Source organism: Nodosilinea sp. LEGE 06152, assembly GCF_015207525.1.
GTDB lineage: Bacteria > Cyanobacteriota > Cyanobacteriia > Phormidesmidales > Phormidesmidaceae > Nodosilinea.
Genome location: NZ_JADEWR010000003.1, coordinates 45,722 through 61,000, shown reverse-complemented (window position 1 = coordinate 61,000; position 15,279 = coordinate 45,722). Strand labels below are relative to the sequence as shown.

General features: G+C 56.9%; 15 protein-coding genes and 1 pseudogene. 8 read left to right on the top strand and 8 right to left on the bottom strand.

What is annotated here, in order from left to right:
* Entirely contained in the window at positions 1–918 is a 918-nt protein-coding gene (locus IQ265_RS05070; protein WP_194051247.1) for a hypothetical protein, read from the top strand.
* Between the two features lie 66 nt (positions 919–984).
* On the opposite strand, the gene IQ265_RS05065 is transcribed toward IQ265_RS05070, so the two are convergent.
* On the bottom strand, positions 985–1,806 hold the full coding sequence (locus tag IQ265_RS05065; RefSeq protein ID WP_194051245.1) for an arylamine N-acetyltransferase: 822 nt from the start codon (positions 1,804–1,806) through the stop codon (positions 985–987).
* Positions 1,807–1,967: 161 nt separating this feature from the next.
* On the opposite strand from IQ265_RS05065, the gene IQ265_RS05060 reads away from it, so the two are divergent.
* The 3 genes from IQ265_RS05060 to IQ265_RS05050 all read left to right on the top strand — a co-directional run bounded on the left by IQ265_RS05060 (position 1,968) and on the right by IQ265_RS05050 (position 4,709).
* Positions 1,968–2,426: a GNAT family N-acetyltransferase gene (locus IQ265_RS05060; RefSeq protein WP_194051243.1), complete on the top strand. Its 459-nt coding sequence runs from the start codon at positions 1,968–1,970 to the stop codon at positions 2,424–2,426.
* Between the two features lie 101 nt (positions 2,427–2,527).
* Positions 2,528–4,003: a cysteine--tRNA ligase gene (gene cysS / locus IQ265_RS05055; RefSeq protein WP_194051241.1), complete on the top strand. Its 1,476-nt coding sequence runs from the start codon at positions 2,528–2,530 to the stop codon at positions 4,001–4,003.
* Between the two features lie 76 nt (positions 4,004–4,079).
* Positions 4,080–4,709, top strand: a complete 630-nt coding sequence (locus IQ265_RS05050) for a Uma2 family endonuclease (RefSeq protein ID WP_194051239.1) — start codon at positions 4,080–4,082, stop codon at positions 4,707–4,709.
* Between the two features lie 75 nt (positions 4,710–4,784).
* Here IQ265_RS05050 and IQ265_RS05045 read toward each other — a convergent pair whose 3' ends face one another.
* Positions 4,785–6,278 carry a hypothetical protein gene (locus tag IQ265_RS05045; protein ID WP_194051237.1) on the bottom strand — a complete coding sequence of 498 codons (1,494 nt, stop codon included), beginning with the start codon at positions 6,276–6,278 and terminating at the stop codon, positions 4,785–4,787.
* A gap of 103 nt (positions 6,279–6,381) precedes the next feature.
* A complete protein-coding gene (locus IQ265_RS05040) occupies positions 6,382–6,813 on the bottom strand; it encodes a DUF1622 domain-containing protein (protein ID WP_194051235.1) in 432 nt (143 codons plus the stop codon).
* Positions 6,814–6,938: 125 nt separating this feature from the next.
* Here IQ265_RS05040 and IQ265_RS05035 point away from each other — a divergent pair.
* Positions 6,939–8,372 (top strand): annotated as a pseudogene (locus tag IQ265_RS05035) (cobyrinate a,c-diamide synthase).
* Between the two features lie 97 nt (positions 8,373–8,469).
* On the opposite strand, the gene IQ265_RS05030 reads toward IQ265_RS05035, so the two are convergent.
* Together IQ265_RS05030 and IQ265_RS05025 are read right to left on the bottom strand one after the other, a co-directional pair.
* Positions 8,470–8,643, bottom strand: coding sequence for a hypothetical protein (locus tag IQ265_RS05030; protein WP_194051233.1), 174 nt, complete (start codon positions 8,641–8,643; stop codon positions 8,470–8,472).
* Between the two features lie 234 nt (positions 8,644–8,877).
* Positions 8,878–9,537 carry a hypothetical protein gene (locus IQ265_RS05025; protein WP_194051231.1) on the bottom strand — a complete coding sequence of 220 codons (660 nt, stop codon included), beginning with the start codon at positions 9,535–9,537 and terminating at the stop codon, positions 8,878–8,880.
* Positions 9,538–10,301: 764 nt separating this feature from the next.
* Between IQ265_RS05025 and petG the strand changes: the two genes are divergently transcribed.
* Positions 10,302–10,415, top strand: coding sequence for a cytochrome b6-f complex subunit V (petG, locus tag IQ265_RS05020; RefSeq protein ID WP_071527173.1), 114 nt, complete (start codon positions 10,302–10,304; stop codon positions 10,413–10,415).
* Positions 10,416–10,467: 52 nt separating this feature from the next.
* On the opposite strand, the gene IQ265_RS05015 is transcribed toward petG, so the two are convergent.
* The 3 genes from IQ265_RS05015 to IQ265_RS05005 form a co-directional block, all read right to left on the bottom strand.
* Positions 10,468–11,718, bottom strand: coding sequence for an FGGY-family carbohydrate kinase (locus IQ265_RS05015; protein WP_194051229.1), 1,251 nt, complete (start codon positions 11,716–11,718; stop codon positions 10,468–10,470).
* A gap of 57 nt (positions 11,719–11,775) precedes the next feature.
* On the bottom strand, positions 11,776–12,285 hold the full coding sequence (apcB, locus tag IQ265_RS05010) for an allophycocyanin subunit beta (protein ID WP_194051228.1): 510 nt from the start codon (positions 12,283–12,285) through the stop codon (positions 11,776–11,778).
* Positions 12,286–12,550: 265 nt separating this feature from the next.
* Complete coding sequence (locus tag IQ265_RS05005; RefSeq protein ID WP_194051226.1) at positions 12,551–12,763, bottom strand: hypothetical protein; 213 nt, start codon at positions 12,761–12,763, stop codon at positions 12,551–12,553.
* Here IQ265_RS05005 and glnA point away from each other — a divergent pair.
* Together glnA and IQ265_RS04995 are read left to right on the top strand one after the other, a co-directional pair.
* Entirely contained in the window at positions 12,762–14,180 is a 1,419-nt protein-coding gene (gene glnA, locus IQ265_RS05000) for a type I glutamate--ammonia ligase (RefSeq protein WP_194051224.1), read from the top strand. The two genes, IQ265_RS05005 and glnA, sit on opposite strands and share 2 nt — an antisense overlap.
* Positions 14,181–14,282: 102 nt before the next feature.
* Positions 14,283–15,134 carry an arginase family protein gene (locus IQ265_RS04995; protein WP_194051222.1) on the top strand — a complete coding sequence of 284 codons (852 nt, stop codon included), beginning with the start codon at positions 14,283–14,285 and terminating at the stop codon, positions 15,132–15,134.
* The last annotated feature ends 145 nt before the right edge of the window (positions 15,135–15,279 follow it).

The following is a 15,279-nucleotide window of genomic DNA, read 5'->3' as shown; positions in this document are numbered from 1 at the left end:
ATGGCCACCGACTACGTTTTGTTTGTTCACGGCGTTAAAAGCCGCCAGCCCGAAGTGTTCGACCGCACTACTCAGCAGCTGCTCCAGAGCGTGCAGCGAACCATGGGTAGCAACGGGCGCACCCTGAAGCCCGTCCCGGTGTTTTGGGGAGATTTAAACGTGCAGCCCCAGGCCACGCTGCGCCAGGGGCTAGAGGCCTCCCCCCAGTGGAAAAACCTCTGGCTGACCGACTTTAGGGTGAAAGAAGTGATTGAGTTTGCCGGCGATGCCGCCCTGTACCTGAGCCGCCACGTGGGTGCTCAGGTAGTGCAGCGGTTTCACCAGCGGGCGCTGCCGGTGTTGCAGGGGGCTCAACCGGGCGATCGCCTCCACCTGGTCACCCACAGCCTGGGCAGCGTGATTCTCTTTGACCTGCTGTTTGCCGCCCGCTGGGATGACCCCAGCCTGGACAAAGACGCCAGCACTCGCCAGACGCGGTCAATGGTGACCCAGCTGCGCAATGCTCTGTTTGGTCTGGGGCAACAGCCTGGCCAGGGGCTGCCCGTCGCCAGCGTGCACACCCTGGGGTCACCCATTGCTCTGTTTAGCCTGCTGTCGGTAACGGGTGATAGCACCCACGACTTGACCAAGGAGCTGCGATCGCTGCTGCAAACCTCCTACTACCAGCGGGGCAAGAAAGCTCTGCCCTGGTACAACTACCTGCACCCCGGCGACCCCATTGCCTACCCCCTGCAGGGGCTGATGCCCCGGCTGATGGGCAACGCCCAGCTCTACGTGCACCTGCGAGATGTGGTGACTGAGCACCGAGGGCTGCCGATTACCTGGGGGCGGCTGCCGCTGCTGTGGGGCGGCGATGCCCACAGCGGCTACTGGACCAGCAGCATCGTAGTTAAAACCCTGGCGGACGCGCTGCGGTAGCTGAATTGACCGACAGGGAGTGAACCTGGAGCAGAGGAGGGCTTTAAACGCAAAATGGGAACTACTCTAGGCCGAAAACAGCCGACTGAAATCGTTGTTCTGGGGCAGTTTGAGCCGAAACACCTCGGTCAAAACGGTTTTTAATTCCTCTACGGAAGTCAGCTGGCGTTTTTCGGTTGTTCCAGCCAAAAAATGGGTGGCCAGTTCGGTATTTCGCAGGCCGTAGCGGCGATCGCGCTCAACTCGGGCCGCGATCAGGTTGTTGACAAAGATCGAGTTGGGATAGGTGGAGACGTGCCAGTTGCTCACCTCGTAGTCGCAGGGGTGCTGCGGTTGTAAATCAAACTGATACAGCGGTTTCCAAGCTTCGGCAATCTGCGCCTGGAGCGTAAAACGTTCCCCGTCCTGAAGGAGCCGAAAGCGCTCGTGGGGGGTCTCCTGCACCAGGTCTGGCACGAGCCGCAGCGGGGCCGTCAGGGTTAGCCCGCCAAACCCCACATCGGTAAGGTAAGCCTGCCCGTCAATGTTTACCAGCAACACCATGTGGCTGCGGGGGGTAATAGTATCGGGGGGCAAATTCCACAGCACCCGAGCCCCCAGCCCCGTAACTTGAAACCCCAGGGTCGTGAGCACCGATCGCAGCAGCCCGTTTTGCTCAAAGCAGTAGCCGCCGCGTCCACCATAGATGAGCTTTTGCTCTAAAGTCGGCAAATCTAGCTCCACCGGCTGGCTCAAAAATGAGCTGAGATTTTCGAAGGCGATCGCCTGGGGGTGGCGCTGGTGAATGCCTTGCAGCGTAGCCAGGGTAGGGGCATGGGAACCCTCGTAGCCAATGCGTTGAAAGTAGGCCTCCAGGTCAGCGGCAGCAAGGGGGGGAGCTAAGGACATTGACGATTCCTACAGCGTAGCTTTCTAGTCTAAATCGCTCTGAGGCAGTTGGTGGGTTGTTAAGGTCAGGGGCTACATTACAGCCTCAAACGGCTTAGGCCACGCACTGATCTTGGGAACAGCGTTGTTAAAATTCTATTGCTCAAATTCGTAGACGCAACATGGCTGGAATCGTTTATAGACCGTCGCAGCCGGGAGACGAACACCAGATTGCCGGGTGCATGTGGGCTTCTGCGGATCTCTGGGAGCTTACCGATGGCACGCCAGAAAGTGTCGCTGAATGGCTAAAGCTGTGTCATCCAGACGAGTTAAGGGACAGGATTTTGAGCCCCGAGAAGACGCTGGTTGCCCTATGGAATGAGGTGGTCATTGGTTTTATCGCCTTTAAGCGCGGCAACCACTTGTCCCTGTTGTTTGTGCGACGAGAATTTTCTGGGCGAGGAATTGGTCGGGAGCTCTTCAGCCAGTGTGCTCACGGTTTAGAAACCGTCACGGTGAACGCTGCTGAGGCCGCAGTGGGCTTTTATCAAAAAGTAGGGTTTCAGCAAAGCGGCGATCGCTTCTTCAAATTTGGCATCTGGGGAACACCTATGACGTGGGTTAAGCCTAGGGCTAACTAAACTACGCCCAAACCGAGTACCGCCATTGCGCCGCGCCCGGTTTCAGTGTTGAATCGTTCTGTTAGCGTCCTTTTATAATGGGCATTTTGCGCGCCCCTGCCATGAGCGTCGTTCTCTACAACACCCTGAGCCGCCAAAAAGAACCCCTCGAAACCCTAGAGCCAGGACGGGTGAAGATGTACTGCTGCGGCGTCACGGTGTACGACTACTCGCACCTAGGCCATGCCCGCTGCTACGTGGCCTGGGATACGGTGCGGCGCTACCTGCTGTGGCGGGGCTATGCCGTCCACTACGTGCAAAATTTCACCGATATCGACGACAAAATTCTCAACCGGGCCAAGACTGAGAACTCCACCATGCAGACCGTGGCGGAGCGCTACACCCAGGCCTACCTAGAGGACATCGCCAGACTAAACGTGATGGAGGCCGACGAGTACACCTACGCCACCCAAACCCTAGACGGCATTCAGCGGCTAATTGGTGAGCTAGAGCAAAAGGGCTACGCCTACCCCGCTGCTGGCGACGTGTACTATTCTGTGCGCAAGTTTGAGGGCTACGGCAAGCTCTCGGGCCGCAAGCTCGACGACATGCAAGCCGGGGCCAGCGGCCGAGTGGCGGCGGAAGAGGCCATTAAGCAAGACCCCTTCGACTTTGCTCTGTGGAAGGGCGCTAAGGAAGGCGAGCCCTTCTGGGAGTCGCCCTGGGGGCCGGGCCGACCGGGTTGGCACATCGAGTGCTCGGCCATGATCCGCGATCGCCTCGGCGACACCATTGACATCCACGTCGGCGGCAGCGACCTGGTGTTTCCTCACCACGAAAACGAAATCGCCCAGTCAGAGGCCGCTACCGGACACCCCCTCTCCCGCTACTGGATGCACAACGGCATGGTGAATGTAGGCGGCGAGAAGATGTCGAAATCCCTTGGCAACTTCACCACCATCCGCGATCTGCTGGATGGTCCTAACGGGCCTGACCCGATGGCGGTGCGGCTGTTTTTACTCCAGGGCAATTACCGCAAGCCGGTCGATTTTACCGATGAATCCATTGCTGCCGCCCAGACTAGCTGGGGCACGCTCAAGGACGGTCTGCTGTTTGGCTACCAGTACGGGGCCAAACTGGGCTGGGCCGATGTTGAGGATTCAGCTTTTGGGGATCCTTCTGCCATGCGGATCGATCGCGACAGTGCCCCTGTCCAGGCCTTCCAAACCGCTATGGATGACGACTTCAACACCGCTGGGGGGTTAGCCGTACTGTTTGACCTGGCCAAAGACCTGCGCCGAGCGGGCAACGTCATCACCCACACGGGCGAGGCCGACACCGGCAGCGCCACTCTGCGCCAGCGATGGCAAACCCTGGTGTGCCTGGCCCAGGTGCTAGGGCTAGAAGCCCAGCCCGACGTAGAATCGGCCAGCGAGGGGGGACTGTCGGATGCGGAGGTTGAAGACCTGCTGACCCAGCGGCGCGAGGCCAGGGCGGCGAAGAACTTTGCAGAGGGCGATCGCATCCGCGACGTGCTCCAAAATGCAGGCATTACCTTAATCGATAAGCCCGGCGGCGTTACCGAGTGGCACCGTTAATGCCGCCCCTCTAGGATGGAACAAAGACGTCCTTAGTCTTAACTTGCCAGTCCAAACGCTAACATTGGTCTTGCCCATGCTGCCAACCATTACTCCCGACATTCTTGATCTGCCTGCTGGCACGCGGGTAGAGTTTCCGGCGACCTTTGCTGAGTACGAGGCCCTGCTAGATCGATTGGGCGATCGCGCTGCTGTACGCCTACGGTTTCGGGACAATCACATTCTGCTTATGGCCCCTCTCCCCGAACACGGCAACCAAGCCGATAGCCTGTCAGATTTAGTCAAAGTGCTGCTGCGCAAGACGGGCCAAGACTGGCAAGGGTATGGGGTGATGACCCTGCGCAAAAGCGGCGTACCCGGAGTCGAACCCGACGCCTGCTTTTACATTGAAAACTGGCAGGCGGTGCTGGGCAAACCCCGGTTAGATTTAGACATCGACCCGCCACCGGATCTGGCCCTGGAAACCGATCTAACGTCAATCACTCGCATCGAAGACTACGTGCCCTTTGCAGTGCCCGAAGTATGGATTTACAAAGCAGGACGGCTAACCATCTATAGCTTTGTCGCAGGCCGCTACCTGGAGCAGGAGGGGAGCCAGATCTTTCCTGATATTCCTGTGGGCGACCTGTTGCCAAGGTATGTCAAACGAGCCTGGACGATAGGCTCAAGCCGTGCCCTGCAGGAGTTTGAGCAAGCTTTGCCATAGCGCCAGACCCCAGGGTTCTTTTGAGGATAGCCGATGAACCCTGTCAATCTCAAAGGAGAACCTTGGGGTCTACGACTAAGGCAGCCACTGTCGCCTCAGGGCCACAAAGACGTCGCGGTGCTGGCGAAAAAGGGTGTAGCCGTAGACAGCGACGATCGCAAGCAGGCAGAGGTGAGCGATCGCGCTGTAGGTACCGATGATGTCCCCTGGCGTCCAACCGTGGACGTTGATCAGCTGATTCATGTCGCCGTGGTCGGCCTCACCCCACAGGCTACCAAAGGGAATCGAGGCTTTGCCCCTCGGCACCTGTTGCCACAGCCACACCTGGCCCCAAAAGCAAAAGGCCGCCCCCAGCACCACCGGAAAACGGTAGAAATCCCATCGAAAATACTGCGGTAGAGGGAAGTAGAAACCGACGATGAGTAGGGCCGACAGGTAGATTTCGCCGCCCACGCCCCCAAAAGAAAGCAGCATGTCAAAGGCATCGGCGGAGATCAGCCAGGTCATAAAAAACTGCACGATCGCCAGCACAACCGCCAAGACAACCGGCCAGCGCTTTTCTTCTCGTCGCCCGGCCTGGTAGAGCAGCACGAGCAGCAGCAGAATGCCGCAGTAGACAAACAGCGATCGCCTCGGGTCTACGCTCGTCCAGCCAATCGGTAGTGGAATGGCGCGTCGCCCCGCTAGCCAGGCTACGGTAGCGTGACCAAACTCATGGATCCAAATCTTGATTCCCCACAGCAAAATATTGACGATGGGTATGGCATTCATCAACATGCCCAGCAGCAGCAGTACTGGAAAAATCAGGCCGTTGCTGTAGCGGTTGTCAAAGTCCAGAATGTCGGTATCGTCTGGAATATAGGGTTGAGCGGGTCGGGGTTGGCCAGCTGCTATCGATCGCTGAGCCAAACCAACCCTTGAGACGGCAGCTGGCTCCTGCGCCGCCAGACCAGGGGCTGCTTCAACACTCGCCTGCTGTTCTAAATGGGTTTTGAGGGTGGTGAAGGCCCACTTGAGCGGCTCTAGGGCGGCGCGACCACCCTGGCGCAGCAGCGCTGCCCGGCGCTTAAAGTACGCTGCTTCTACCTGGGAGAGAGATGCGCCCACCTCTAGCCCCAGCTCCTGGTAAGCGCGGGCGATCGCTGCTGGCGGTACGTCATCTGGCGGTACGTTACCCAAGACCAGGGGCTCAAATACCGGAGGCTGCGACTCCGCATCGCATGGCGGCTGGCTGAAGTCTGACTCCGCCAAAACGTCGCCAGAGTCGTCTAGCGGTGCCGAAAGCAGGGCAACTTCCTCCGTCCACACCGGCTGCGCCCCCTGCGTTTGTTCGCCATAGACCTGCAAAATGCCAATGGCAGAGACCTGCAGCTTTTCTAGGGCGCGGCGGGCGTAGGCAACAGTTGCCGCCTGAGGCGGTGCCGGGTCGCCTGTGAACCAGAGCTGAAGGCAGTAGCTCTGGCGATCGCCCCGCACGGTAATGCCCTTGGGTTTCAAGGCGCTGGTAAGCAGGGCCGCGATCGCCGCCGCATCGCCATCCTGAGCCTGCTCCAGTAACGAAGGTGACATGATCAGCATCCTGGGCGTAACCTGCTCACCCAGGGTACCCAGACCAGACCCCAATGGTCGAGCGCTCGTCAGAGTGAACGGGTGACAATGAATTAGACGAAGTTCAAGAATTTGCGATCGCGGCTTCAGGGGCGGCTTCTTTGCCATTGGCGTCGATATCCAGTGGCCCATCAGCGATCGCCTGACTGGTGCGAATCGCCCGCTCCAGCAGCAGGTTCAGCGCGGTGCGCACGGCAATAATAATCACCAACCGGGCAATGTCTTCCCACTGGCTCGACAGCATGGTTTTTAGAATGCTGGCCCCGACTAGAAAACTCAGCCCCAACGAGAAGGAGTAGCCCATCGCCAGGCGGCTGCGCTGAAAGGCTGCGGTGGTTTGGGGTTTAAAGAGTGAAGAACGCAAGAAAATCAGCAGACCGCGAATAACGCCTACTGAAATTACAAAAATTGCCAACAGTTGGCAGGTGCTAATTAAAATTGCGCTTAAGGCCCGCACCAGGTCGGCCAGATGGGTGCTCAGTAGTTGAATATCCATAGCGCTAATTTTAAGGGCAATCTTTTCGGGAATTTACACCAGCGCCGAGCAATGCCCTGCTGGGGCCAGGATAAAATTGGTCTAGATCTATGAGCCTAATTTATCCACGCTTAGAAGGATTCCGGTTGAGTACAACTACTTTCCCCGGCGGCCTGGTGATCGCAGGCGAGCGCAGCGGCGTGGGCAAAACCACCGTCACCCTGGCCCTGCTAGCCGCCCTGGCGCAAAACTCCTCTCGCGTGCAGTCGTTTAAGGTGGGGCCAGACTACATCGACCCCATGTTTCACCGCCAGGCCACGGGGCGGCCCTGCTACAATCTCGACCCCATTCTCACCTCAGAAACCTATGTGCAGCAGTGCTTTGCCCACCGCTGTCAGAATGCTGAGTTCGCCCTGGTAGAGGGCGTCATGGGCCTGTTTGACGGTGCTTCGGGGCTTTCAGATGTGGCCAGCACTGCCCACGTTGCCCGCCTGCTCAACCTGCCCGTGCTGCTAGTGGTAGATTGTGGGCGACTGTCGCGATCGGTGCTGGCTATCATTCACGGCTACCGCACGCTAGATCCTTGTGTGCGACTGGCGGGGGTAGTGCTCAACCGGGTGGGCAGCGATCGCCACCTCGACCTGCTCAAAGAGGCGCTATCGAGTATTGACATCCCAATCCTGGGGGTACTGCGGCGGCAGGATGCGATCGCTCTCCCCGATCGCCACCTCGGCCTCGTTCCCACCGCCGAACTCCCCCAGCTCCCCAAAGTTCTGGATCGTCTCGCCACAATCGGCCACACCAGCTTCAACTGGGATGCTCTCATTCCCCTACTTACTGCTAACGCCACCCTCCAACCCCCCAACCCTTCCTACCCWYTYYCAMKCNMSMASMCKSCMWMCSWCMYMCTNMKMYSWCTCSTKSRCNCSSARAKSYSYRYAWTNMGANWSGCCCAGGATGCCGCGTTCAGCTTCTACTACCCCGACAACCTGGACATTCTCACGGCCCTGGGAGCCGACCTAATTCCGTGGAGCCCGCTTCGGGATGCCTGCCCGCCCGCCGATATCGATGGCATGTACTTCGGCGGTGGGTTCCCTGAAATGTTTGCAGCCGAACTGGCGGTCCAAGCAACCCTGCGAACCAGGCTAAAAATGCTCTTGCAGGAAGGACTACCGGCCTATGCTGAATGCGGCGGACTGATGTACTTGGCCACTACTTTGATCGACCTGGATGCCCAACTCTGGCCTATGGTGGGGCTGTTGCCGACCACCGTGCGCATGGAACCCCGGTTAACGCTGGGCTATCGTCAGGCAGCGGTTCAGCAGCCCAGCTTTCTACTGGCGCGGGGGCAAACGGTGTGGGGGCACGAGTTTCATCGCTCTCAACCTGCCACGGGGCCTGAGCATCCCGTTTATCAGCTCAAGCGCTACGGGGCTGAGCAGCCCCACGCCGCCGAAGGCTGGAGTTTGCACCAGGTACAGGCGTCGTACCTGCACCTGCACTGGGGCGGCTGCCCTGAGGTGGCCCAGGCTCTAGTAGCCGCCTGCATCCGCTACCGCCAGCGGGCTGTTGCCCAATAAAAAATTAGCCTCTTTCCCGCCCTGGGAAAGAGGCCGCTGGTTCGCATTTACCGATCGCCGCTCAGCGATCGCCATTGACTGTGCTCTAGCTGAAGACCTACAGATAGGCCCGGCTCAGCATGGCAGAAGCTTGAATGTGGCGCTGGGCTGTCCAGCGATCGCCGCTAACAGACTTGGTCGTTTGCGTACCGGGCATGTAGCCGCCGCTCAGGGCACGGCTCATCTGCACAAGCTGTTCGGAGTTCCAGGTGTTATTGGCTTGGTTTTTCATGATGCCTCCTTTTGAATACACATGCATAGTAACAAAACTGTATTTTCAAATACCAAACACAGCATTTATGCACAGCATGAGCAGGTCTAATAAATAGTCCTTCTTCAGGATGAGGCGGTCAATAGGTATTGACTCGATCGCGTCAACTCTTAGATCAAACAGCCCTCTTGGCCCTGGAGAAAGCGTCTGGATCGTTGCAGCCCGGCTTTCGCTTAGTTAGCCAGTAGAGCCGGCCTAATCGCCAAAGCCAGAAATCACGGTTTTGGCCGCTTCGATCGCCTCAGAGAGTAGGGTGGCGTGCTCGGTAAGAGCCGCACTACCTGCGGCCGGGTCGGCGGAGTCGAGGGTAGCGGTATCTCTTGAAAGCAGCGCGATCGCCCCTGAAACGTCTTCAAACGCCTTTTGCAGCTCATCAAATTTGGTGCCCAGCTGGGTATCAATGGCCTCTTTGAGCTGGGCAGGGGCGGCCTCCAGGGTGGACTTAAAGGTAGTCGTATCGGCAATCAGGGTGTCAAACGATGTGGAGGCCGTATCTAGCGCCGCTTTTGAGCTTTCAATTTTGGGATCGAGGGTGGTTGTGCCGACCGAGGTGGGGGCTGCAGCAGCTTTGCTGAGCTGCTTGGTCAAGTCTTTGGTAACTGACTTTAGCGGCTTGACTGCTTCAGAAAACGAGTCGTCTAGGGCATCTGAATAGTCGTCTAATACCGACTCCACAAACTCCTGGGCGGCTTCGGTCATTTTGAGATTCATGGTTTCGCTCAACGTGCCCTTGGGTGTCGCCAGGGCTTGAGACATTGTGCCAGGACCGCCCAAGAATACTAACGTTACAACCAAAACCCCAGCCGCCACAGCTTTAAATCCTCGGCTAGTGAGTTGATGCAGAAAAGTCAGCATGAAACTATTCCTAAATTCTAAAGAACCACGAAACTGAATGGCCTATTGCGTAACCCACTGAATCGCTCATTGAGTGGGCAAAGGCACTTGTTTGAACCGTAAAGTGACTGAAACGACCTCAAAGCAGTACGTCAATGTCGCCAATGGACCATTGACTCGGCTAATTGTCGCAGCCGTAACACAAAATTTGCCGGAGGGTAATGCCGCCTCCTCTTGTTAAGGAAGCGCGAGCGCTATCACTGTATACAATCCAGAAGCACTGTACACAATTGCCCCACCTTTTTCAATCGCTGCTGCAGAAATGAAAGACTCTCTAAAGGGTTTTGCGCCCCTCTGTTCGTAGGTTATCAACGGCGGCAGTGGCCTTAAAGCTTTTCAGGACAACCTTTTTGGTTCGCCACTCAAAGCTTAAAAAAGTTGAGCGATTGGCGCTTAGGGTATTGTTGCTCCTACCCTACAGAGCCGTGTTGTGATGCGATTAAGCTGACCACCAGGCCCTGATGCTTACGATCAACAAACTCCGTTTGAGGGAGATGGTGGCGATCGCGATCGCCTCTAAACACCAGAGTTCAACAGCAAAGTTGAATCTGCAAAAATATCGTCATTTCCTAACATTTAGTAGTCGAGGTGGAGCTTAGCTCTACCCTTCGCCCCGACAAGTCCCCTCTACCCCTGGAGCAACCTTGGGCTAAAAGCCCTGTGTCACACCCTGATTAGTGCTATGGTTAGAGCTATGTATTTTGTTGAAATCTAGGAGTCTCACTGTGGTTGAGCCGTTACTGAGTGGCATTGTTCTAGGGTTTATTCCTGTTACTCTGGCTGGCCTTTTTGTCGCCGCTTACATGCAGTACCGCCGGGGCAACGAACTGGGTCTGTAGGCCAGTTAGCCTAGAGCTCTGTAGGCCAGTTAGCCTAGGGCTCTGTAGCCAATTAGCCTAGGGCTAAATAAGCACTTCCTACCGCCGCCTCAACTGAGGCGGCGTTTTTAATGGGCACCGGCATCAGCCCTGCTCTCAGCTGTCGCCAGGTTTCATTCGCGGCCCCGCCTCCGGCGGTATAGATTTGCCGCAGTGGTGAGGCTCCTAGCTCAGCCAGCAGGGTGTAGCCTCGCTGCTCGATACGGGCCATACCCAGGAGCAGCCCGTGTAAAAATTCTGCATCGTTCTCTGGTTGGGGGCTAAGGCGAGGGGCTAACCCCGGATCGTTGATAGGAAACCGTTCCCCCGGTTGGACCAGGGGGTAATAGTCTAGGTCGGTGGGAGCCGCAGGGTCGATCCGCTGGCTCAGGGTAGCTAGGGCATCTCGATCAAAGAATTTTTCGAGCACGGCACCGCCGGTATTGGAAGCGCCACCCACCAGCCACAGCTGGCCCAAACGGTGGCTGTAAATGCCGTAGTCTGCCGCATCGATGCGGCGATCGCTGAGTAGCTTAATCACCAGGGTTGAGCCCAGCGAGGTAACGCCATCGCCGGGGGATTTGGCTCCACTGGCAAGAAATGCCGCAATGCTGTCGGTAGTGCCTGCAACCACCTGGCACTGGAGCGATAGGCCAAACCGCTGGGCGATCGCTGCTGTCACCGGCCCTACCACCTCCCCTGGGGCCAGCACCCGAGGCAGCAGGGCACTCCAGGGCTGCTCCAGCATCGCCAGCGGATAGCTTAGACTACCGACGTCGTAGCCCAGCTTGAGGCTGTTGTGGTAGTCGCTTAGCCCCCACTGGCCGTAGAGCTGAGCACCGAGCCAATCGGCCTGGTGCAGCAGGTAAACAGCCTGCTGCCAGGTGCCGGAGGGCAGGCTCTGGTGCCACCACACCAGCTTGGCCAGGCTAGAGGTGGCGCTGGCGGCAGGGCTGTGGGCGGGGGCCAGCGCTTTGACAGCCGCTAAAGATTCTTTGCAAGGGTGGTTATATAGAAGCGGGGAGGTGAGGGGTTCGCCAGCGCTGTCGCACAAAACCACGGTGCCTGAAGTGCCGTCGATGGCGATCTTACCGATCTGTGGGGCGATCGCCCCTGGCAGCGCCCCTAACAGCCCCCAGAGGGCCTGCCGCCAACCCTCTGGGGCGGGCAGGTCAGGGTAAGGCTGCCGGTGCTGCCAACAAAGATGCCGCTGCGGATTGACCACAGCGGCACGCACCCCCGAGGTGCCAAAGTCTAGGCCCAGCGCCAGGGGAAGATGGGTCACGCAGCAACCATGGCTAGGAGCAATCCTCGCGACCGAACCACGTTTCCCACAGCCCCGCTAGATGCTAATTTCGCTCAGGGAGCGGGTCATGTAGTCGAAGGGATAATCGACGACGGACGGGTTGGTAACGCCAGCCTCCTGGGCCTTGGCTTTGACAATATCCTTCATGATATTGATGCCAACTACCGTGGGGGCAATGGGTACACCCAGGGAATTGTAGGTTTCGCGCAGCCCCGTCAGCACGCGCTCGTCGAGCACGTCAGGGTTACCCGCCACCAGGGCGTAGCTGCCGTAGCGCAGGTAATAGTCCATATCGCGCAGGCAGGCGGCGTAGCGGCGAGTGGTGTAGGCGTTGCCGCCGGGGCGAATCAGCTCGGGTACTTGGGCAAACAGCGTTACCCCGGCCTCTTTGACAATGCCAGCGGCGTTAGCGCTGATCACTGCCGCTGCCTTGATGCGATCGAGGCCGCTGTCAAAGTAAGACTTGATAGAGTCGAGGGCGTTGCTATCGAGATAGCGCCCGGTGTTGTCGTAGGTCCTGATCAGCGTGGTGACAGCGTCCCGCATAGGTGGTTTCTCCCAACTCTCACTTGGCAAACAGCATTTTAATAAACGGTTGCAGGCGCGGTGCGCCCACCCCTAGCTAGAGGCTCTAACCTCTACAATGGCCAGGTTTTATTCTCGAAAGAGTTTACCACGGGGGCTTGGCCCCTGATGGAGAAGCGCTGCTAGAGCCTCGGCTTTATGAGTGAATTGTTACAAAACATCATGGTCTGTCATGGGGCTTTTGTTGGCTTTCCCTGACAAAAAGTATTAGCCGATACAAAATAGGCTAACCCCTCTCCCTAGGATGATTCAGATGAGCTGATGCCTGTGATACCAGCTGAGCCCATGTGCCCGGATCGATAAAGCGGTGCTGGTAATGGTCTATTGGCAAAATCTTGCCCGTAGCGGTGAGGTCGGTCAGGGCCAGGGCGTCATCCACGACGAGGTAAATCGGTTTTCCCGAAGTTTGAACGCTAAACGAGGCTAAGGAGTAGTTCATGGCAACCCCAGCAGACATCCTGAAATGGATTGAGGATGACGGCATTGAGTTAATTGACCTGAAATTTATTGACATGCCGGGCATCTGGCAGCACCTCACCGTGCACAAGAGCCAAATTGACGAGAGCAGCTTCAGCGATGGGGTCGCCTTCGACGGTTCCAGCATTCGGGGCTGGAAGGCCATCAACGAGTCAGACATGATGATGGTGCCCGATCCCAACACCGCCTGGATCGACCCCTTCATGTCTCACCCCACCCTGAGCATGATCTGCACCATTAAAGAGCCGCGCACGGGCGAGCTGTACTCCCGCTGCCCCCGTGCGATCGCCACCAAAGCGGTCGAGTACCTCAAGTCCACCGGCATTGGCGACACCGCCTTCTTTGGCCCCGAGGCTGAGTTCTTCATCTTCGATGACGTGCGCTTCGACCAAAACGAGCACTCGGCCTATTACTACGTCGATAGCGTCGAGGGCCGCTGGAACACGGGCCGCGAAGAAGTCGGCGGCAACCTGGGCTACAAGCCCCGCTACAAAGAGGGCTACTTCCCCGTCGCCCCCACCGACACCTCCCAGGACATGCGCAGCGAAATGCTGCTCGAAATGGCCAAACTGGGCGTACCTATCGAGAAGCACCACCACGAAGTCGCCACTGGCGGTCAGTGTGAGCTAGGCATTCGCTTTGGTCGGCTCATCGAAGCTGCCGACTGGCTGATGATCTACAAGTACTGCATTAAGAACGTCGCCAAGCGGTGGGGCAAGACCGTCACCTTCATGCCCAAGCCTCTGTTTAACGACAACGGCTCTGGTATGCACACCCACCAGTCGATCTGGAACAACGGTGAGCCTCTGTTTGCGGGCGATCGCTACGCCGGGCTGAGCCAAATGGCCCTGTGGTACATCGGCGGCATTCTCAAGCACGCCCCCGCCCTGCTGGCGCTGACCAACCCCACCACCAACTCCTACAAGCGTCTGGTGCCCGGCTTCGAAGCGCCCGTAAACCTGGCCTACTCCCAGGGCAACCGCTCCGCCTCGGTGCGCATTCCCCTCTCCGGCGACAACCCCAAGGCCAAGCGCCTGGAGTTCCGCTGCCCCGATGCCACCTCGAACCCCTACCTGGCCTTTGCGGCTATGCTCTGTGCCGGTATCGACGGCATCAAAAACCAGATCGACCCCGGTGACCCGCTGGATGTCGACATCTACGACCTCAGCCCCGAAGAGCTGGCGAAGATTCCCTCGACCCCCGGCTCGCTGCTCGATGCCCTCAAGGCCCTGGAAGCCGACCACAGCTTCCTGACCAGCACTGGCGTCTTCACCGAAGACTTCATCAGCAACTGGATTGAGTACAAGCTCGACAACGAAGTCAACCCCATGCGTCTACGCCCCCACCCCTACGAGTTAGCTCTCTACTACGATTGCTAGAGTGGATGACCTAGTCCGTCGTTTTTAAGGGCATGAACAAAAGAGGTCAGGGCTTAAGGCCCTGGCCTCTTTTGCTTAATTCAATGTTGGAGTGAGTTATTGATGCCAAAATCCTCAAACAAAACCCTCAACCTTTTTTTCCCGCAGTGGCAGGGCTCAGCAAGACTCGAACTTTATGAAGGGGCTAAGCTGCTTTACGATGTTCTACATCATAAAATCCCTTTTGAGCAAGTTCCTGTTTCTCTAACGTATTCACTCACCTCGGACGAAAATATTCTTGGGTACAACCAAATTTCTTCTCAGCTCTTAGATGCTTGTAGGGTCATTCAAGCCCATAGTCCAGAGCGTATTTTAACCATTGGAGGAGACTGCGGCGTTGAAATTGCTCCAATTTCTTTTCTCAACGCAAGGCATGACCAATCTCTAAGTGTTATTTGGTTAGATGCTCACAGCGACTTAAATACACCTAGTTCATCGCCTAGCGCTCATTTTCATGGAATGCCCTTACGTGTTTTGCTGGGTCATGGCGACACCAGGATTGTAAATTGCGCGTTCTCAACCTTACGGCCAGAGCAAGTATTCTTGGTTGGAACGAGGGAGTTTGACCTGGCCGAAAAAGATTTGATTCAACAAGAAAAATTAACTATTTTTTCTGCCGAAGACATAAACCTTGAGAACTTTAGCAATGTGTTTTCAGCCCTGAGTAAGTCAGACTCTGGCAAAATTTACATTCATCTTGATTTAGATGTGATTGATCCTAAAGAATTTCCCCATGTCGCCTGTTCAACACCGGACGGAATACACATAGATAAGCTTAAAAATTTTTTGGTGTTCTTAAGGCAAAACTTCAATGTTGTGGGTTGTAGTGTGCTGGAATTTTTGCCCACTTGTTCCAAGCAATCAGCAGCTTTAGAGATTGCTCACCTGCTCGAAAGTGCTGAGTTGACCTTCTGAAAACCCTTCATTCAGCTAAATTACACGGGCTTTCCGGGATTATGTTATTGCCTAATTAGAATTCTGAAAGCTGAATCAAAATAAGTATGCCGTAGGGGCAAACGGCTATTTGACCTTGTCGATCGATAGTCGGCGGCTGAACAGA